20 protein-coding genes are annotated in these 17,763 nt (G+C 42.1%); 13 read left to right on the plus strand and 7 right to left on the minus strand.

All coding sequences use genetic code 11. From position 1 onward, the window contains the following. Positions 1 to 136 precede the first annotated feature (136 nt). From WDN47_04655 to WDN47_04675, 5 genes are all read right to left on the minus strand, one after another. A complete protein-coding gene (locus WDN47_04655) occupies positions 137 to 721 on the minus strand; it encodes a hypothetical protein (GenBank protein MEJ0021830.1) in 585 nt (194 codons plus the stop codon). A gap of 409 nt (positions 722 to 1,130) precedes the next feature. After that, positions 1,131 to 1,682 carry a hypothetical protein gene (locus tag WDN47_04660; protein ID MEJ0021831.1) on the minus strand — a complete coding sequence of 184 codons (552 nt, stop codon included), beginning with the start codon at positions 1,680 to 1,682 and terminating at the stop codon, positions 1,131 to 1,133. After that, positions 1,679 to 2,242 (minus strand): hypothetical protein, encoded by a 564-nt coding sequence (locus WDN47_04665; GenBank protein ID MEJ0021832.1) that lies wholly within the window; start codon positions 2,240 to 2,242, stop codon positions 1,679 to 1,681. The genes WDN47_04660 and WDN47_04665 overlap by 4 nt, the downstream gene beginning before the upstream one ends. Positions 2,243 to 2,352: 110 nt before the next feature. Beyond that, positions 2,353 to 2,580 carry a hypothetical protein gene (locus tag WDN47_04670; GenBank protein MEJ0021833.1) on the minus strand — a complete coding sequence of 76 codons (228 nt, stop codon included), beginning with the start codon at positions 2,578 to 2,580 and terminating at the stop codon, positions 2,353 to 2,355. A gap of 69 nt (positions 2,581 to 2,649) precedes the next feature. Next, the gene (locus WDN47_04675; protein ID MEJ0021834.1) at positions 2,650 to 3,366 is read right to left on the minus strand and encodes a hypothetical protein; all 717 of its coding nucleotides are present in this window, start codon (positions 3,364 to 3,366) and stop codon (positions 2,650 to 2,652) included. 337 nt (positions 3,367 to 3,703) lie between these two features. On the opposite strand from WDN47_04675, the gene WDN47_04680 reads away from it, so the two are divergent. Further along, positions 3,704 to 4,489, plus strand: a complete 786-nt coding sequence (locus WDN47_04680; protein MEJ0021835.1) for a helix-turn-helix domain-containing protein — start codon at positions 3,704 to 3,706, stop codon at positions 4,487 to 4,489. Positions 4,490 to 4,535: 46 nt separating this feature from the next. On the opposite strand, the gene WDN47_04685 is transcribed toward WDN47_04680, so the two are convergent. Beyond that, the gene (locus WDN47_04685; protein ID MEJ0021836.1) at positions 4,536 to 4,940 is read right to left on the minus strand and encodes a response regulator; all 405 of its coding nucleotides are present in this window, start codon (positions 4,938 to 4,940) and stop codon (positions 4,536 to 4,538) included. 135 nt (positions 4,941 to 5,075) lie between these two features. Between WDN47_04685 and WDN47_04690 the strand changes: the two genes are divergently transcribed. The 12 genes from WDN47_04690 (at position 5,076) to WDN47_04745 (ending at position 17,238) form a co-directional block, all read left to right on the plus strand. Beyond that, positions 5,076 to 6,125: a Glu/Leu/Phe/Val dehydrogenase dimerization domain-containing protein gene (locus tag WDN47_04690; GenBank protein ID MEJ0021837.1), complete on the plus strand. Its 1,050-nt coding sequence runs from the start codon at positions 5,076 to 5,078 to the stop codon at positions 6,123 to 6,125. After that, entirely contained in the window at positions 6,109 to 7,596 is a 1,488-nt protein-coding gene (locus tag WDN47_04695) for a hypothetical protein (protein ID MEJ0021838.1), read from the plus strand. Before WDN47_04690 ends, WDN47_04695 begins: the two co-directional genes overlap by 17 nt. Further along, positions 7,581 to 8,774, plus strand: coding sequence for a ThiF family adenylyltransferase (locus WDN47_04700; GenBank protein MEJ0021839.1), 1,194 nt, complete (start codon positions 7,581 to 7,583; stop codon positions 8,772 to 8,774). Before WDN47_04695 ends, WDN47_04700 begins: the two co-directional genes overlap by 16 nt. Next, positions 8,775 to 9,830, plus strand: a complete 1,056-nt coding sequence (locus tag WDN47_04705) for a hypothetical protein (protein MEJ0021840.1) — start codon at positions 8,775 to 8,777, stop codon at positions 9,828 to 9,830. Positions 9,831 to 9,854: 24 nt separating this feature from the next. Continuing rightward, positions 9,855 to 11,531, plus strand: coding sequence for an ATP-binding protein (locus tag WDN47_04710; protein MEJ0021841.1), 1,677 nt, complete (start codon positions 9,855 to 9,857; stop codon positions 11,529 to 11,531). Continuing rightward, a complete protein-coding gene (gene cyoA / locus WDN47_04715; GenBank protein ID MEJ0021842.1) occupies positions 11,528 to 12,397 on the plus strand; it encodes a ubiquinol oxidase subunit II in 870 nt (289 codons plus the stop codon). The genes WDN47_04710 and cyoA overlap by 4 nt, the downstream gene beginning before the upstream one ends. Further along, positions 12,394 to 14,367 (plus strand): cbb3-type cytochrome c oxidase subunit I, encoded by a 1,974-nt coding sequence (locus WDN47_04720; GenBank protein ID MEJ0021843.1) that lies wholly within the window; start codon positions 12,394 to 12,396, stop codon positions 14,365 to 14,367. The genes cyoA and WDN47_04720 overlap by 4 nt, the downstream gene beginning before the upstream one ends. After that, positions 14,360 to 14,932, plus strand: coding sequence for a cytochrome o ubiquinol oxidase subunit III (gene cyoC / locus WDN47_04725; protein ID MEJ0021844.1), 573 nt, complete (start codon positions 14,360 to 14,362; stop codon positions 14,930 to 14,932). The genes WDN47_04720 and cyoC overlap by 8 nt, the downstream gene beginning before the upstream one ends. Next, complete coding sequence (cyoD, locus tag WDN47_04730) at positions 14,929 to 15,270, plus strand: cytochrome o ubiquinol oxidase subunit IV (GenBank protein ID MEJ0021845.1); 342 nt, start codon at positions 14,929 to 14,931, stop codon at positions 15,268 to 15,270. Before cyoC ends, cyoD begins: the two co-directional genes overlap by 4 nt. Positions 15,271 to 15,272: 2 nt before the next feature. After that, positions 15,273 to 16,127, plus strand: coding sequence for a heme o synthase (gene cyoE, locus WDN47_04735; GenBank protein MEJ0021846.1), 855 nt, complete (start codon positions 15,273 to 15,275; stop codon positions 16,125 to 16,127). 264 nt (positions 16,128 to 16,391) lie between these two features. Next, positions 16,392 to 16,643, plus strand: a complete 252-nt coding sequence (locus tag WDN47_04740; protein ID MEJ0021847.1) for a hypothetical protein — start codon at positions 16,392 to 16,394, stop codon at positions 16,641 to 16,643. A gap of 13 nt (positions 16,644 to 16,656) precedes the next feature. Continuing rightward, a complete protein-coding gene (locus tag WDN47_04745) occupies positions 16,657 to 17,238 on the plus strand; it encodes a class I SAM-dependent methyltransferase (GenBank protein MEJ0021848.1) in 582 nt (193 codons plus the stop codon). Positions 17,239 to 17,282: 44 nt separating this feature from the next. On the opposite strand, the gene WDN47_04750 is transcribed toward WDN47_04745, so the two are convergent. Beyond that, on the minus strand, positions 17,283 to 17,660 hold the full coding sequence (locus WDN47_04750; GenBank protein MEJ0021849.1) for a hypothetical protein: 378 nt from the start codon (positions 17,658 to 17,660) through the stop codon (positions 17,283 to 17,285). Positions 17,661 to 17,763 lie beyond the last annotated feature (103 nt).

Consider the following 17,763-nt stretch of genomic DNA (forward strand, 5'->3'; position numbering starts at 1 on the left):
CTATGGGATCGGCAAAACAAAAAACACCGCCAGTCTTAGGATTAAGAATTGTTTGTGTTTATATTTTAGAGTTTTTTTTCCCCTCCTAGCTACCAGTAATTACTGATAACCAGTAAGGGAAAGAAAAAGCATTTATTTAGTATTGGCCTTGGACTAGAGGTTGGGTGCAGGCCTGGATCGTTCCATAAACTGGATTTCCGTAAGGAAGAGCTGTATTACTATTTTCTCTAGCTTTTTGGAGACGTTCTGGTGTGTTTCGCACAAGACTAATCAAATAATTAGATTTTGAGTGATCTGTCGGACTATTACCAAAAGCTAGGTAATTATAACAATCCAAGAAAGAAAGAGAAGATACTTCCAGTTCCTTAAAGTGTTCGTGATCGCCAGTGGTGGTAATTATGTCTTGTTCTTTCTTCACCATAGCCCTTAGCACCCTTCTGATTTGGTCATTTTGAGGATACATATAGACTATTTCTCTTTGTAGATCGTCCCGAACTCCATCATGATCCGAGTCTATGCCAGCCAAAGTTGCTTTCCCAGCTTCTCCTGGATCTGGCGGAAGGACTACCGGGACATCAGTAGCCGGGGGAGGAAGACCTCTAGTAGATAGCGGTTGCGGCAGGACCGGGTGATTAGCGCGGTATTGTCTTAAGCCAATTACTGCCACTGTCACAGCAATTATTAGTATACCTGCTATCCAATATACTTTGTTCATATTCATTATTTTAGGTCTTTCTTAGCTAAATTAGCTATTATTGATAATTATATCATCTTTTTTGCCTCCTATATATTGTCAAAGAACGGTATCATGGCTTTCTTGCTTTGAAGCCAAGCTACTTTAACTTGGAAGCATAAGTGATTTTACAATTGTTGTCAATCATTAACAGCAATTTAAAACTGATTTCTTTTGAACCAAAAAAAGTTGGCGGAAGCCAACTTGTTTTAGCCAATGTTTAATTGCCTTTATATTAAATTGTTGGTATATTATAACAGTAGAATCAGCGAATTTCTTTTTGACTAGGCCTACTGTCAGCATTCATAAACAAATATGGACTTATGGCCTAAATAGTTGAAAAAAGCCGGACGATCGTCCGGCTTTTTTTAGTTTTAGAACAATAGTTACTATTACTTCATTCATCAAAAATTACTCCTTGTTTAATTAAGAAGCCTTTCTCGTCTGGAGTAATATTGAGCATCGCAGCGCTTTCGTGGGTTATCACACTTCCAATCATTTGTCGGTTATTGTAGAAAGTAGGATCTTCAAGACCATAAAATTGTTTATCGCTATGCGGCCACCAAACTAAAAGAGTCTCATTTAGCTTTTGCTTCATTTTGTCTGACAAGTTAAAAAAGTAATGAACAAATAATTTATTTTTATTCCAAACACCTTGTTCAATATCATTGTATTTCGTATTATCCCTTACTTCTTTTACGAAATCTTCTTTCAATTCACTAAATTGCTTCAAAAATCTCTGTTCCTTCTCAACGAAACCTGGTTCTACTGACGATTTACCCATTTCAAAATTAATAAAATTTAAGAAATTCAATTTTTTTGAAAAATATCGGGTAAATCTAACGGTATTGGAATTTGTGAAAAAGAAATTCCTGATTGCCGGTTCGGTCGCATCACTTCTGCTAAACCAAACCATATATTCTTTTGTCTTGTATTCGTTTTCGTTCATACAGTTGCTTTTTTCTTCCACCTCCTGTGAGTGAAATATGAACCAATAAGAGCAATCACCCCACCTAAAACAAAGTAAGATGGGCTCATTATCAAAATTACCAATAGGGGCAGTAATAAAACTAATAACTGTGCTTGTGCAGTTTTCAAAGAATATAGGTATGTTTGTTCAATTTGACCCTTAAGCATATTTGGATTTTTCTTTAATGCTTTGAAGATCACTATATTTCGTAGATGATTAGCATTGATATATACCATCGTAGTAAACAATAAACCTGGGATTATGGCAAAACTTTGAGAGTTATAAATAATATTCTTTTGAGATAAATAATAAAATAAATAGATAAGCAAAGAGACTAAGACTACATACAATAAATGACGGAAGTTATATTTAAATTCCGCAACGTTTTTCTGAAACATTGGATTCATTTCGTAATTATCAGCTTTAATATGTTCAGAATAACCTTGTGTATATAATCTTGCCCCTTTAATGGTCAAATAAAAATCTAAGAACATTAGAGCGGCTGTTACGATGATTATAAAGAATACATTGTGGATCATAATGGTTTTAACATAAAATATTCTAGAGTTAGTATACTTATATATTTATTTAAGATTACTAAAAGAAACTACTAGTGGCATCGTTCCTAGCAATTCCGCGGGTTTTTATATTATTTTTCAGTTTTAAAAATGTCAGATACAAAGTAACAATGATAGCCCATTTTTTCAATAGCGACCAGGAGTTGTTCTTTAGTAGTACCAAACTGGGGATCATACGCAATTTCAATAAAGCCAGTATGAATTCCGACCCAAAGAACACCCGGTAAATCTATACCATTGTCAAAATCCTCATTGCTATCACTGCGAAGATTGTCTACTGTAAAAGTTAATATATTCATATATTGATAAAATTTAATAAGTAGACCAGTGGTATAGAGATTTTTCTATACCACTGGAGATGACCGGGCTTACAAAGCGAGGAGCAAACCCCAGATTGCACCGGCGATTGTGCCTGCTGCTCCCGATAACAACCATGAATAAAGGTTGATTCCGACAGCAGAGAGCGACTGTTGCATAGCGTTCTGGATAACGATCTGCAGATCGTGGAAGTTCGGACAGGGTGGAGTGGCCAAGCAGAGCCACTTATTCCGAGAATCGTAGATCACAAATCGTTTGCAAACAACGCCACTGCCATTTCGTGTTGTAGCCGTCCCAATGTGCAGATGCGACCACGCTTTTGAATCCGGTGTGTTTACATTTGCCTTGATGGTGATATGGAAATGATCCACTGGATTTGTCACACATGGGGCAAGCGGATGAGGCGGTTCACTGTCGTGAGAGCCGACGTAGATGTATGCGACACCAAGATTTACACCCACATCACTTGGGTTCAAACGGCCGTTAGTTCGTGACTGCAAACTGCCGTCAGTGAGGTTCAAGCCAATTTCGCCACCAGCGGCGACAATCGCTTCCAATCCTGCGGGGTCGATTTGCTGCCCGGCAGGATTCGAGATCGTCGTCGTACCATCCGGAGCTACAGTGACTTGGTATGCTCCTGATTGAGAGCTGGCGCCAGGAGGGGAGTCAGCCATGATTTGGCTTGGTTGAGTCGACAGCTTGTTGCATCCAACCATACCCAGCATAGAGAGAGCGACGAGTACGACGAGTGCTCTTCGTTGTCTCATTCTATCATCCTACCTTTTGAAGCCGTTGTCAATTAGGACTAAAAACAGTCCTGTGAAGCGTCTCTTGAGATCCTCCTTGAATCTGAAAAAAGACAAATCGACCGCGATGTTTGGATAGGTCTTTTTGTCTTTGATTTAAGTCTACGCTATTAAAGTTTGTTGTCAATCATTAACAGCAATTTAAAACTGATTTCTTTTGAGCCAAAAAAAGTTGGCAGAAGCCAACCGGTTTTGACCAATGTTTAATTGCCTTTATATTAAATTGTTGGTATATTATAACAGTAGAAGTTGCGGGTTTTCTTTTTTACCCCTCTACTGTCAATATTCATAAACAAATATGGATTTATTGCTTAAACAACTCATAGATTTCGGCCTTTCCGACAAAGAGGCGAAGATATACCTCGCTTTGCTTAAACTGGAAGCGGCAACAGTGTTTGAGGTAGCGAAGCAATCGGGGATCAATCGAAGTTCGGCTTATGTTGTCTTGGAAGCCTTGAAGAAAAAAGGCCTGGTCGGGGTTTCAGACGATAAAAAGGTCCGCAGGTACGTCGCAGCTTCTCCGGAAACCTTGCTTTACGCGGCAAAAAGCACCGCCAAAAAACAGGAAAATATAAAATCCGGAATAGAATCAATTCTTCCTGAACTGAAAGCCTTACACAAAGATACAAAACGAAAACCAAAAGTGAAAGTGTTCGAAGGTGAAAATGGCGCAAGAGAAGTATATTTGGATCCTTTTCGAACAAAGACTAAAGAATTTAGAACTTTTGCAAATCCAATAAATATATTCAAGCGCGTTCCTGATCTGATGCAAGAGTATGATAAAGAAACAGAGGGAAGTGGTGGAATCAAAATGTATTTCATAAATCCTGCAACCAAAGAACTGTTGGAGTTATATAAACATATATCACCTCCTAAACATGCTGAAATTTCTTTAATTCCGGAAGACAAATTCAAATTCTCGTCTGATATGGGGATATATGGCGACAAAGTCTCTCTTGTTTCTCCAAAAGATAATTTTGGGATTATCATTGAGAGTAAAGAGATTGCCGATATGCTTAAAAATAGTTTTGATCTGGCGTGGGAAGAAGCGAAAAGATTAAATAAAAAAATAAAGAAGTCTTAGCAATAAAAAAACCGGACGATCGTCCGGTTTTTTTAGTTCATTCTTTTTATACTTTTTTTGCCGCTTTTTTCGCCAGTGTTTCCTTCAGTCTGGTCACAATTTCTTCAGTGGTATAGTAAGCTTTGACCATATAGTCATCTATATTCAATTCTTTGGCTTTTTGGATCTCTTCTTTGCCGAAGAGGTTGCTCAGAACGATGACTGAAGTTCCGGCAACAACCGGGTCGGGATCTTTCCGGATAACTTCCAGGATCTGGAACCCGTCCATCTCCGGCAGCATCAGGTCCAAAAGCACGATATCGGGTTTTTCCTTTTTCCAGTTTGCTATCGCAGATTTGCCGTCAGCGGCTTCGACAACGGCGAAACCCGAGGTGGACAGCTTATGAACCATGATCTCGCGCATGGTCACGTCATCTTCGACAACCAGGACTTTAGTTTGTTTTTCGGCCATTTTGGCTATTCCCAAGCTTTCTTGGAGGATAATTAATGATACCGATAATATAGCAAATATTGATTTTTATTGCAATATTGGTTAGAATAAAAAAGTGAAAGTTACAAAAAGACACCAAATACTCAAACAAAAAAAATGCCTGTAAAAGAGGCCAAAAAGCCCAAACTTATTGTTGATTTAAGTAAAAGTTCCAAGTTAAAAGGCTTTATTGTCATTTACAATGATAATCTAGGCCCGGCACTGGGAGGAACCAGGATCGTTGACTACAAGTCAACCAAGGAAGCTTTGATTGATGCTAAGAGATTAGCAAGAGCTATGACATATAAATCAGCTGTGGCCGGCCTGCCATTCGGCGGCGGCAAGGGTGTGATAGTCAAGCAACCGGGGATGAGTAAAAAAGAAACACTCAAAGAATACGCATTACAGGTTCATAAACTGAAAGGAAAATTTCATACTGGCGAAGATGTGGGTTTGAATGAAGCAGATGTCCAGTATATGCTGAAATTCAGCCCTTACTTCGTAGGGAAAACTGGCATGGCTGGAGATCCTTCTCAGTTTGCCGCGTTAAGCGCATTCAAAACCCTGAAGATTGCTTTAAAGTTTTTATACAAAAGCGATAAAATTGCCGGCCGGACATTTGCGGTCAAAGGAGTCGGCAATACCGGATCTTCTTTGACCAAGCTTTTATCAAAGGCCGGGGGCAAGGTTTTTGTTTTTGATCCGGACATAAAGAAAGTAAAAAAACTTGTCCGCTCAACAAAAAATGTTTTTGCAGCGAAAGACGATATAGCTGAATTAAAGGTCGATGTTTTTTGTCCTTGTGCTTTGGGCAATGATATTACAAAAAAGAACGTGAACAAGATCCAAGCCAAAATTATTTGCGGAACGGCGAATAATCAGCTGGAATCTCCTGAAATTGCCGATATTTTGTTTAAGCGCGGAATTTTGAAAGTACCGGATTATATCGCCAATGCCGGAGGGGTCATTGATGTTGCCGATGAACTATTGCCGGGCGGGTATGACAAAAAACGGGTCTTGCGCAAGATCGACAGTATGAAGAAAATTTTGCTTTTTGTCTTAAATCAGTCAAAAAAGACCAAGAAAAGTCCCATCAGAATATCCGATGCCATGGCAGAAAGATCTTTTCTCGGGAAGAAAGAGAGCTACAATGTCTATAACAGGTGAAAAAATATCAGCTCAGGATATTATAAAGTCATACAAAGTCAAACCGGAAGAACATTGGCTGTCTGTCCAGAGAAAAAAAACTTTGACGTTGTTCCGGCAAATGTCGAAACAAGTCCCGGCTTATGTGAAATTTTTGAAACAAAATGATTTTGATCCAAAAAAGGTCAAAAATTATGAAGATCTGAAAACTGTTCCTTTTATCGACAAAAAGAATTATTTTCAAAGATTTCCGATTTCCGAATTTGTCTGGCAAAATGAGTTTGAACGGACACCTTTTGTCTTTACGTCAACATCCGGTTCAACCGGCATGCCGACGTATTTTTTAAGAGACGAAATATTGGACTGGCAATTTTCCGTACTCGCCCAAATGTTCATGGATAAGGGAAGAAAAGGAACCACTCTCCTGATTGACTGCTTTGGTATGGGTGTGTGGATCGGCGGGCTGATAACCTACCAAGCTTTTCGGTTATGCGCGCTGAGGGGTTATCCTTTGTCCATCATAACCCCGGGGATAAACAAAAAAGAGATTTTTCACAGTCTGAAAAACGCCGCGCCTCATTTTGACAATGTTATTCTGGCCGGTTATCCGCCGTTTATTAAAGACGTGATTGATGAGGCGGAATCAGAAGGGATAAAATTTGGCAGCCATATGCGCTTGTTTTTTGCTGCCGAAGGGTTTACAGAAAATTTTCGCGATCATATTGTGAAGAATCTTCATGTGCGTAATCTTTATTTCGATACCATGAATATTTACGGCACTGCGGAACATGGCGGAATGGCGTCCGAAACACCGGGCTCAATACTGATCCGGCGGTTAGCTATAAAAAACCCCGCGGTTTACGAAGAAATTTTTCATAATGAAAAGTTGCCGACTCTGGCTCAATACAATCCGATGTTCATTAGTTTTGAGGCAGAACAGAACAAAATTTTGATCAGCGCTCACAGTACAATGCCGATCTTCCGTTACAAAATCGGGGACAATGGCGGAATTTTGAGCTTAAGCCAGATCGAATCCGCATTTACCAAAAATAAGATCAATTTGCGTTCGGAAGCAAAAAGATTGAGGATCGATTTGCTGGATCTGCCTTTTGTATATATCTATGAAAGAAGCGATCTTTCAACGAAGCTTTACGGAGCAATTATTTATCCTGAACCGATCAAGGAAGCGCTTTTGGATAAAAGGCTGCGAAGACATGTCAGCGGGAAATTCACTCTGATTACGAAATTCGACCCGAAACAGAACGAATACCTGGAGATCAATATTGAGTTGCTGCCGAAATTCAAAAGCAGCGCGGCTCTTCACAAGCTTTGCCAGAAATTAATTGTTGAAAGCCTGCTCAAGAAGAACGCGGAGTATAAGAATAATTACAGCTCCATTCCGCATAAAGTCACGCCGAAAATAGTTTTTTGGACTTACGGCGATCCTATATATTTTAGCGGCCAAGGAAAGCAGAAATGGACAAAGAATTAGAAAAATTGATCGGAGATAAAAACAATCCGGCTGAATCGAAGCCTAAGATTTTTAGTTTGGCTAAAGAGTCAGGCAGAGATGAATTGAAACAGCTTTTTGCGCAGAATAGGATACAAACCACGGTTGACGATTTCCGCCAGCAGCATCAGGAACTTTTCGCCATAAATAATCCGGCGAAAGTTTACACTCCGGATTTTGAAAAGGAATTCGGCGAATACTACGACCAACTGAGTAAAAAACAGCCGATGGCCGAACAGGGCAACTGGGTTTATTTTCCGTGGCTTGCGACGGTTGTGCATCTGCTAGAAGATGTTGATTTTCAGCGGGTCCGCACGGCAAGAAACAGAAACCTGATCAGTGAAGAGGAACAAAAAAAGTTTTACAATTCCACCATCGGGATCGGCGGATTGAGTGTGGGAAATAGCGTCATTTTGGCCATTGTCCTGCAGGGCGGGGCAAAACATTTACGGCTGGCGGACTTTGATAATTTGGCTTTGTCCAATCTTAACCGCATCCGCAGCGGGGTGGAAAGTTTAGGGCTTAGAAAAGTCGAGATGACGGCACGGCAAATTTATGCCCTCAACCCATATGCTGAAGTCGAATTATTTGCGGAAGGGCTTACAACGGACAACCTCGATAAGTTTTTTGCAGGGCCGCCCAAACTCGATTTGGTCATCGATGAATTGGATAATATTGCGGTCAAATATTTGATCCGCGAGCAGGCAAAAAAGCACGGCGTACCGCTCGTAATGGGCGCCGATAACGGGGACAATGCGGTCGTGGATGTGGAACGCTATGATCTTGATCCGAACACGCCGTTCTTCCACGGTAGACTGGGGGATGTGAATTATGAGCAGCTGACCAAGCTGGACAAATTTGGCATCGGGAGAACCATCACCCAGCACATCGGTCCGGAGAATGTTACTGATAAAATGCAGAATTCTCTGATGGAAATGGGTAAAACGATCGTTTCTTGGCCGCAACTCGGCGGCGCGGCGCTCTTAAACGGTTCTGCCGTTGCATACAGCGTCAGAAGAATTCTGAACGGCCAGCCATTGGAACAAAACCGCGCGCTGATATCGCTGGATGAAAAATTGGATCCGGAATATAACACACCTCAAGCCCAAGAAAAACGAAACAAACTGACGGAAGACTTCAAAAAGATAATGAAGTTATAAATGGAAGAAACAATATTAAAAATTATTGAAGCAGCAATTCGAGCTCCTTCAGGCGAGAATTGCCAACCTTGGTTGATAAAGCTTTCTGAAAATAAACTCAATCTTTATAACGATCCGTCCAAGGATACATCTGTTTACAACTATGGTCAGAAAGGATCAATGGTCGCTCAAGGTGCTTTTATAGAGAATCTGGCGATTGCATCCAAAGCCTTAGGATTAAGTGCGCAGCTAAATATGTTTCCCGATCCTTCAAACGAAGATTTGATTGCTACGGTTGGTTTTTCACAATCTTCTGCGGTTGATGATCCACTATATGGCGCTATTTTCAATCGATCGAGCAACAGAAAATCTTATAAAAAGATAAAATTTACGGAGGAACAGCGAGCCAGTATTCTTATTTCAGGAATTGAAACAGGTAGCAAGGTTATATTGCTCGAAGATCCGCTTAAAATTAAAGATTTATCAAAACCCATAAGTCTGAACGAACAATTGATTTTTGAGAACCAATTTTTGCATGATTTTTTTTATGCTCATATTCACTGGACTCAGGAAGAAGATGAAAAATATAAATTCGGCTTTTATATCAAGACCCTTGAACTGAATCTGCCACAATCAATCGCCATAAAGTTGTTGCGATCGTGGAAATGGACGAACCTATTAGATAAAATTGGCATCTCAAAACAGATCGCAAAAGACAACGCAAAAAATTATGAAACCGCTTCAGCACTAGGAATCATTGTCATTCCAACTAATTCCCGAAATGATTATGTTGTCGCTGGTCGCGCGATGGAAAGAGTGTGGCTTAAGGTAACATCTATGGGCCTGAGTTTGCAGCCGATGACAGGCATATTATTTTTTATGCAGAAGATATTATCCGGAAAACATGAGGAATTCAGTACTGAGCAGGTTCAGTTGATTAAAGAGGGCTATCAAAAAATTTCTTCTGGGTTCGACGTTACAAACCAAACAATCGCCATGCTGTTTCGGATCGGCGATGGAGGCGAACCCTCCGCAAAATCTTTGCGCTATACCATTCCGGAAATAATGCAAAAATAATTTCATAAGAATAAATATCTAAAAATGAATTTTTTGGCAAATTTAAGCATAATTCCCGTAGGAATCGCAGTATCTGCTATTGGAATTTTGGGTTTTGTCATTTTTTTCAATAACCGCAATAGCATTACCAATCGAACTTTTCTTTGGTTTTCGTTGATTGCTATCTTATGGAACACGACAAGTTATTTATCTTACCAATTTACTTCAACGGTTCTGATTTTGTGGCTGCTGAGAATTCAACTATTTTTTGCGGTTTGGTATTGTTTCTTTTTATTTAGATTTTTCTATGTTTTTCCCAATGAAAAAATAATTTTTTCAAAAATACATAAATTTATAATTATTCCATTTGTAGCTTTGACTTCCTTAGTGACACTAAGTCCATTAGCAATAACGGAAGTGAACAGAGCTTCCAATCAAGGTAAATCCGGTGATGTGATCGGATTAGGAATGATCTTATTTGGCGTTACAGTCGTTTCTTTGATCGCAAGCGGCATTGTGGTTTTTTTCGAAAAAAGGAAAAGGAAGAAAGGAAAAGAAAGAACCCCGTATAATTATATTTTGATCGGAACGATCATAACTTTTTCTTTATACATTGTGTTCAATTTCGTTTTCCCGGTTTTTTTACAAAACGTTCGGTATATTTCATATGGAGCGATTTTCAGTTTTCCTTTTATTGCCTTCACAAGTTATGCGATTATTCGGCATAGGTTCCTGGATGTAAAAGTCATTTCCACGGAAATTTTGGTTTTTGTTCTGTCTGCAGTGACTCTGATTGAAATTCTCACTTCCCAGAGTATTCCCGTGGTATTAGTAAGAATCTTGGAGTTTTTCCTGGTTTTGGTAATCGGAATCCTGCTTATCAGAAGTGTTGTGCGGGAAGTAAAACAGCGCGAACAGTTGGAAATTTTAGACAAACAACTCGAGGCTGCAAATCAACAGCTTAAAATCCTGGACCAAGCCAGAGCCGAGTTTATCACCATCGCCAGCCATCAGCTGCGCACGCCGCCTGCGACCATCAAATGGTATCTGGCCGCGATCCTCGACGGCGATTACGGCAAATTTGACGAATCGGTGAAACAAGAGCTGCGCAAAACGGCCTCCACTAATAATTCCATGATCGCCTTGATCGATGACCTTCTGAACGCTTCGCGCATTGAACGGGGTAAAATGGAATTTGTTTTCGTACCCACGAATCTGACTGAAATTACGCAGATCACGGTGGACCAGCTTTTGCCTCAGGCGGAAATGAGAAAGTTGAAATTAGTTTTTGAAAAGCCGAAAGTTGACTTGCCGATCATCTCGGCGGACAAGGAAAAACTGCGCCAGGTCATCAATAACCTCATCGATAATGCCATCAAATATACAACAGAGGGGACGATCGAAGTAACTTTGTCTCAAACCAAAACGGATGTCATCCTGAAGGTCACGGATTCGGGCCGGGGAGTGGCGCCCGGACAGCTGGGCGAGATATTCAAGAAATACGAGCGGGGCGCGAGTCCGGCCAGAAATTCTTCCGGCTTGGGGCTGGGGCTATACGTAGCCAAAGTCATTATTGATCAGCATAAGGGCAAAATTTGGGTTGAGTCAAAAGGAGAAGGAAAAGGATCAAGCTTTATTTTTTCCCTCCCGATCAAAGCGCAGCTGACGGACAGCGAATTTGATCTGGCCAAGGGACAGGCAACCCCGCCCGGTAAAACATGAAAACTAAAACCAAAATCGCTGCTATCATTCTGCCGGCAGTTTTGCTGTTTTTTTTGCTGTTTCTGCTTGCAGGGCACAGTAATTGGTCACTGCTGAATCCGAAAGGACCAATTGCCCAACAGGAGCGCAATCTGATGGTTGTTGGCATATCGCTCATGCTTATCGTAGTCGTGCCGGTGTTCATTTTGTTGTTTACTTTTGCCTTCAAATATCGGGAAGGGAACAAAGCCAAATACGCCCCCAACCAGCGCCACAGCACGAAATTTCAATTATTGTTGTGGGCGATCCCAACGGTGATCATTCTGATTTTGGCAGTGATCAACTGGAAAAGCACGCACCAGTTAGACCCTTTCAAACCTCTTATCTCGAACGTAAAACCGATTACGATCCAGGTCGTATCTTTGCCGTGGAAATGGCTGTTTATTTATCCGGAGCAAAATATCGCAACGGTTAACTTTGTGGAGTTCCCACAGACCACGCCCGTTAATTTTCAATTGACTTCCGATGCCGCGATGAATTCATTCTGGATCCCACAGCTTGGCGGGCAGATGTACGCGATGGCCGGAATGAGCACGCAACTGCACCTTATGGCTTCCGCGCCCGGCTCTTTTGCCGGTTCGGCTGCGGAGATAAGCGGGCAAGGTTTCTCAGGGATGAAATTTACGGCCAAGGCAGTTACAAACTCTGACTTTGACAGTTGGGTTAAGTCAGTTCAGGCTAGGCGCACCCCATTGGGCCTTGCGGAATACAATAAATTAGCCGCACCGAGTTCAAACAACCCGCCGGCTTTTTATTCCTCCACGGACAAAAATTTATATAATAATATAATCATGAAATACATGATGCCCACGCAGGGGATCCAATGAGCATATTATTCGGAAAACTGACCCTTGCCGCTTTGCCGCACGAATGGTTCACCATCGCCGGAACTATTTTTATCACCATTATGGGCATAGCCGTTGTGGCTTTTTTAACGCACAAAAAGCTTTGGAAATGGCTTTGGAAGGAGTGGCTGACATCAACTGACCCGAAAAAGATCGGGATCATGTATATTATTGTCGCTTCGCTTATGCTGTTTCGCGGCGCCATTGATGCCGGAATGATATGGCTGCAGCAGTCGCTTTCTGTCGGGGTTTCTAACGGGTATATTTCTCCCAATCACTTTCAGCAGATCTTTACGGCACACGGCGATATTATGATCTTTTTCGTTACGATGGGATTTCTGGCGGGGCTTTGGAATCTGATCCTGCCGTTGCAGATCGGCAGCAGGGACGTGGCTTTTCCGTTTTTAAATACTTTAAGCTTATGGCTGTATATTGCGGGAGCGATCTTTGTTAACCTGTTTTTTGTCCTGGGAGGGGAGTTCGCCGCAACCGGCTGGCTCGCGCTGCCGCCATTATCCGAACTCCAGTTCAGCCCCGGGGTCGGGGTTGACTATTGGATATGGAGCCTGCAGATATCGGGCTTGGGGACATTGCTTGGAGGCATTAATTTTCTCGTGACCATCCTCAAGATGCGAGCGCCCGGAATGACCTTGATGAAAATGCCGATGTTCGTGTGGACTTCCCTCTGCAGCATGGTGCTTGTTGTTTCTATTTTCCCGATCCTGGCCGCAACGATCGCGCTTCTGACGCTGGACCGATTCATGGGTATGCATTTTTTTACTACTTCGTTTGGCGGCAACCCGATGATGTACATTAGCCTTATCTGGTCATGGGGGCACCCGGAAGTATATGTTCTTATCCTCCCTGCTTACGGCATCTATTCAGAAATAGTCGCAACGTTCAGCCAAAAACGCCTATCCGGATACGGTTCGGTAGTTGCCGGCTCGATCGGCATCACGCTTTTGGCCCTGCTGGTGTGGCTGCATCATTTCTTTACCATGGGCGCCGGCGCGGATGTCAACGCGTTCTTCGGCATCATGACCATGTTCATCACGGTGCCCACGGCTGCGCTGGTTTTCAACTGGCTTGCCACTATGTACAAAGGCCGCATCCGATTTTTCACGCCTATGGATTGGTTTGTGGGATTCGTTTTCACATTCACTTTGGGCGGCATGGCCGGAGTGCTGATGGGGATCCCGGGAGTGGATTTTCAGGTGCATAACACTTTGTATCTAGTGGCGCATTTCCACACTATGATCATTGGTGGTGCATTGTTCGGGATCTTTGCTGGCATTACTTATTGGTTTCCCAAGGCCACAGGGTTTACCCTGAATGAACGGCTCGGCAGATATGCGTTTTGGTGCTGGATCATAGGATTTTTTGCGTCGTTTGTCCCGCTGTATATTTTAGGATTCATGGGCGCCACCAGAAGGCTCGACCACTATGAGGCATCTACCGGCTGGCAGCCGTTGTTCATTGTTGCGGGAGTTGGCCTGATCATCATTGCGTGCGGCGCGCTCTTCCAAGTATTGCAAATAATCGTCAGCATCAAGCAGAGAAAACAGAACATTGATAAGACCGGAGATCCGTGGAACGGCAGAACGCTTGAGTGGGCGATTCCATCGCCGCCGCCTGTATATAATTTTGCGATCATACCCAAAGTTACAGAGCGCGATCAGTTCTGGGCGGATAAAGCATCCAAGCAAACGGCCAAACAGGTTTACGAAGATATTCATATGCCCAAAAATACCGCGCTGGGAATATATACTTCCGGATTCATCTTCTTGTTCGGGTTTGCCATGGTCTGGCATATTGTTTGGCTGGCAATAGTTGGCCTTCTCGGTGCGATAAGCTGCGTCATCATCAGATCGTTCGATGAAGACACCGAATATGTCATCCCGGCTGACGAAGTTGCGAAAATGGAAGCCGAAAGGAAAAGCTTTTATGGATGAACACGAAAAAAACGATAAACTTAAATTAGGATTCTGGGTCTATCTGATGACTGACCTGATAATGTTTGCGGTCCTGTTTGCGGCTTTCGCAGTGCTCCGGGGCAATACTTTTGGTGGGGCTTCGGCAAAAGAGCTTCTCAGCTTGCCGGGAGCTTTAGCAAATACCCTGATCCTGCTAACCAGCAGTTTTACCTGCGGACTGGCGATCCTCGCAGTTGCTAAAAAAGACAAGATCGGCACACAGATCAGTTTAGGAGTGACGTTTGTACTCGGGCTCACATTCCTTATCCTGGAATTAAATGAATTTTCAAAGCTGGTGGCCGATGGCAATAGCTGGCAGAGAAGCGCATTTCTATCTTCCTTTTTTACTCTAGTCGGCACGCACGGATTGCACATTACCGTGGGGCTGTTATGCATCATTATTTCCATGATAATGATCTGGCGCCGCGGCCTTACTCCTTCCATTTCCGGCAAACTCGTGCGCCTAAGCCTGTTCTGGCATTTTTTGGATGTTGTCTGGATTTTTATTTTTACGATAGTTTATCTGATGGGGACTATAAAATGAACAACGCGACATTCAAGTCATATTTTCTGGGGTTCGTATTGTCAGCCGCCTTGACCCTGACGGCTTTTATCGCGGTCATCAGGCATTTACTTCCCGCATCGAATTTGATTTTTGTGATCATGGGACTTGCCCTGATCCAGCTTTGGGTCCAATTGGTATTTTTCCTGCATCTGGACTACGAGAAGGGGCCGCGGTGGAATTTGGCGATCTTTATCTCCACGATCGGAATTATCCTTATCGTTGTCGTAGGAACGCTTTGGATAATGAAGAATCTTAATTACAATATGACGCCTGCGCAAGTCGACAAATATATCCAGGACCAGGCAGGCGGATTCTAGAAATGTTCAAAATTTATTATCAGCTCACCAAACCGGGAATTATCTATGGCAACGCGATCACGACTATCGCCGGATTTTTTTTGGCGTCAAGAGGACACATGAATTGGCGGCTGCTTTTGGCAACTTTGGTTGGATTATCTTTGGTCATTGCCTCGGCTTGCGTGTTCAACAATTTATACGATCGCGACATTGACAGAAAAATGGAACGCACCCGCAGCCGCGCGTTGGTCACAGGGTCGATATCAAAAACAAATGCCATAATATTTGGCATTGTTCTGATTTTTTTGGGAGCATTTGTTCTTCGCTTTCATACGAACACGCGGGCTTTGCTCGCGGCGCTGTTTGGATTTTTCGTCTATGTATTTGCATATACGCCGCTCAAGCACCGGTCAGTCCATGCCACTCTTGTGGGCGCTATTGCCGGTGCGGTGCCGCCTGTGGTGGGATACACGGCGGTAACAAACCGATTTGATCTTGCGGCCTTGCTTTTGTTCTTGATCTTAGTTGCCTGGCAGATGCCGCATTTTTATGCGATAGCTATCCGCCGGCTTGATGAATACCGATCAGCCGGGATCCCGGTCCTGCCGGTGCAAAAGGGGATTGCGGTTACCAAGATAAACATCTTGCTTTATATCGTGGCCTTTATTATTGCGACCACATTACTAACCTTGTTCGGATTTGCAGGATATATTTATCTTGTTGTTATGCTTTTATTTGGGCTGATATGGCTGACAGTTTGTATTCAAGGTTTTAGGGCCAACAACAATGATTCTGTCTGGGCCCGTAATATGTTTAAATTTTCGCTAGTAGTACTTTTAGTATTTAGTGTTGCCATATCAATTAATGCTATAATATAACTGTGAAAAAAAGATATCTTAAACCTGGCAACATGCTTATAATCGGTTTATTATTATATTATCCAGCAAATTTTTTTCGTACCAGTAATTCTATAGGTTGGTTTATATTATTTTTTGTTGGTAAGTTATTATTTGTTCTGGGATTATTGTTCGCTGCGATTATCGTTTTGGGTTATATATTTGATAAAAAGCTGAAGAATAATAGATTTATGTTTGATTTTTTCGGCATCGGACCAGAACTAAAAAAATAATAATAATATCTATATGATTTTAATTATTCACATAATTGCGGCGGTTTCAAGTCTGGTGTTGACCGGTTATCTGTATTTTCGACCGTCTAAACTTGGACTCAATGCTGATTATTTTTTAGTTGGCACAATGCTGCTTACGGGATTTTACCTGATCTTGAGCAAGCCTGCCCATATGACACAAACCTGCATTGAGGGATTGGTTTACTTGGGAGTTGTGTCTTACGGCATCGTTTTGGCTCGGCATAAATTGGCCAAGTTGATTTGAGCTGCTAGTTTATATGGCTGATCGAGGTTGGCAAGAATATTATCAGACGACAAAAAATAACCCGACGTCTGAATTGTTAGTAAGAGCAGCGTCTTTTGTAAATGAAAAAGACGCTGCTTTAGATTTGGGAGCAGGAGCACTTAAGGATAGCAAATATTTACTATCAATCGGTTTTAATAAAGTCGTCGCTGTTGACCAAGAGACTATTCCTGAAGAATTAGTGAAGCCACTCTCTAAGGATCGTTTTGAGTTCGTGCAATCCAGTTTTGATAAATATAATTTTCCGAAAGATTTTTTCGATTTGATCAACGCACAATTTTCTTTGCCGTTCAACCCACCAGAAACTTTCCATAAAGTCATGAAATCAATAAAAAATTCTCTCAATACAGGCGGTATTTTTACTGGCCAATTGTTTGGTATAAATGACGAATGGAAGAAAGATGAAGCAATGACCTTTCATACAAAAGAGCAAGCCTTGGATTATTTTTCAGATATGGAAATTTTGGAATTTACTGAAGTCGATAAACAGGGCCGCTTGAGCAATGGCCAGTCGAAACATTGGCATTTTTATGCAGTTATCGTCAGAAAGAAATAGAAATAAAAAATACCAGTTATCTGGGATTTTTTAACTTTAAATATTTATATCAACATGGCCACGATGGCGACAGTAAGACCGATCAAAGCGGCATACAAGGTGATGCGGCTGCCTTTTTGTTTATCCATCGCTTTCGAAGCATCGTCTGTGATTGCTTGTGTCTGGCCGGCTGGGCCGAAGTTGAAAAGTCCGCGACGCGCAAAACCGGAGCAGAAATGAAAATATGCCTGCAGGAAACCGGACGCTGACATGGTCGCAGGCAAGAAGACAAACAACCGCCACCACGGATTGACCTTGAACCATATAAGCGCAGCCAGCAGTATTACAACAATTGCAAGACTAACCCAGCCGAGATTTCTCCTTCTGGCTATCTCTGCCGGACCGATATTACATACACCAGGAACATATTCTGATTGAGTCATATGATTATAGATTACCAAAAAAACCATCTGACGCCAATCTGACCTCTTGAAATCCTGAGCAAAATCTGTTAAAATTGCTCTGCGTTCGGGCGTAGCTCAGCGG

The organism is Candidatus Doudnabacteria bacterium (genome assembly GCA_037200925.1).
GTDB lineage: Bacteria > Patescibacteriota > Doudnabacteria > UBA920 > O2-02-FULL-48-8 > JBDTSL01.

What these genes read in the sequence shown, in the direction of transcription:
- WDN47_04655 (MEJ0021830.1), bottom strand. Translation starts at nt 721, where the DNA reads ATGAATATGAACAAAGTATATTGGATAGCAGGTATACTAATAATTGCT.
- WDN47_04660 (MEJ0021831.1), bottom strand. Translation starts at nt 1,682, where the DNA reads ATGAACGAAAACGAATACAAGACAAAAGAATATATGGTTTGGTTTAGC.
- WDN47_04665 (MEJ0021832.1), bottom strand. Translation starts at nt 2,242, where the DNA reads ATGATCCACAATGTATTCTTTATAATCATCGTAACAGCCGCTCTAATG.
- WDN47_04670 (MEJ0021833.1), bottom strand. Translation starts at nt 2,580, where the DNA reads ATGAATATATTAACTTTTACAGTAGACAATCTTCGCAGTGATAGCAAT.
- WDN47_04675 (MEJ0021834.1), bottom strand. Translation starts at nt 3,366, where the DNA reads ATGAGACAACGAAGAGCACTCGTCGTACTCGTCGCTCTCTCTATGCTG.
- WDN47_04680 (MEJ0021835.1), top strand. Translation starts at nt 3,704, where the DNA reads ATGGATTTATTGCTTAAACAACTCATAGATTTCGGCCTTTCCGACAAA.
- WDN47_04685 (MEJ0021836.1), bottom strand. Translation starts at nt 4,940, where the DNA reads ATGGCCGAAAAACAAACTAAAGTCCTGGTTGTCGAAGATGACGTGACC.
- WDN47_04690 (MEJ0021837.1), top strand. Translation starts at nt 5,076, where the DNA reads ATGCCTGTAAAAGAGGCCAAAAAGCCCAAACTTATTGTTGATTTAAGT.
- WDN47_04695 (MEJ0021838.1), top strand. Translation starts at nt 6,109, where the DNA reads ATGTCTATAACAGGTGAAAAAATATCAGCTCAGGATATTATAAAGTCA.
- WDN47_04700 (MEJ0021839.1), top strand. Translation starts at nt 7,581, where the DNA reads ATGGACAAAGAATTAGAAAAATTGATCGGAGATAAAAACAATCCGGCT.
- WDN47_04705 (MEJ0021840.1), top strand. Translation starts at nt 8,775, where the DNA reads ATGGAAGAAACAATATTAAAAATTATTGAAGCAGCAATTCGAGCTCCT.
- WDN47_04710 (MEJ0021841.1), top strand. Translation starts at nt 9,855, where the DNA reads ATGAATTTTTTGGCAAATTTAAGCATAATTCCCGTAGGAATCGCAGTA.
- cyoA (MEJ0021842.1), top strand. Translation starts at nt 11,528, where the DNA reads ATGAAAACTAAAACCAAAATCGCTGCTATCATTCTGCCGGCAGTTTTG.
- WDN47_04720 (MEJ0021843.1), top strand. Translation starts at nt 12,394, where the DNA reads ATGAGCATATTATTCGGAAAACTGACCCTTGCCGCTTTGCCGCACGAA.
- cyoC (MEJ0021844.1), top strand. Translation starts at nt 14,360, where the DNA reads ATGGATGAACACGAAAAAAACGATAAACTTAAATTAGGATTCTGGGTC.
- cyoD (MEJ0021845.1), top strand. Translation starts at nt 14,929, where the DNA reads ATGAACAACGCGACATTCAAGTCATATTTTCTGGGGTTCGTATTGTCA.
- cyoE (MEJ0021846.1), top strand. Translation starts at nt 15,273, where the DNA reads ATGTTCAAAATTTATTATCAGCTCACCAAACCGGGAATTATCTATGGC.
- WDN47_04740 (MEJ0021847.1), top strand. Translation starts at nt 16,392, where the DNA reads ATGATTTTAATTATTCACATAATTGCGGCGGTTTCAAGTCTGGTGTTG.
- WDN47_04745 (MEJ0021848.1), top strand. Translation starts at nt 16,657, where the DNA reads ATGGCTGATCGAGGTTGGCAAGAATATTATCAGACGACAAAAAATAAC.
- WDN47_04750 (MEJ0021849.1), bottom strand. Translation starts at nt 17,660, where the DNA reads ATGACTCAATCAGAATATGTTCCTGGTGTATGTAATATCGGTCCGGCA.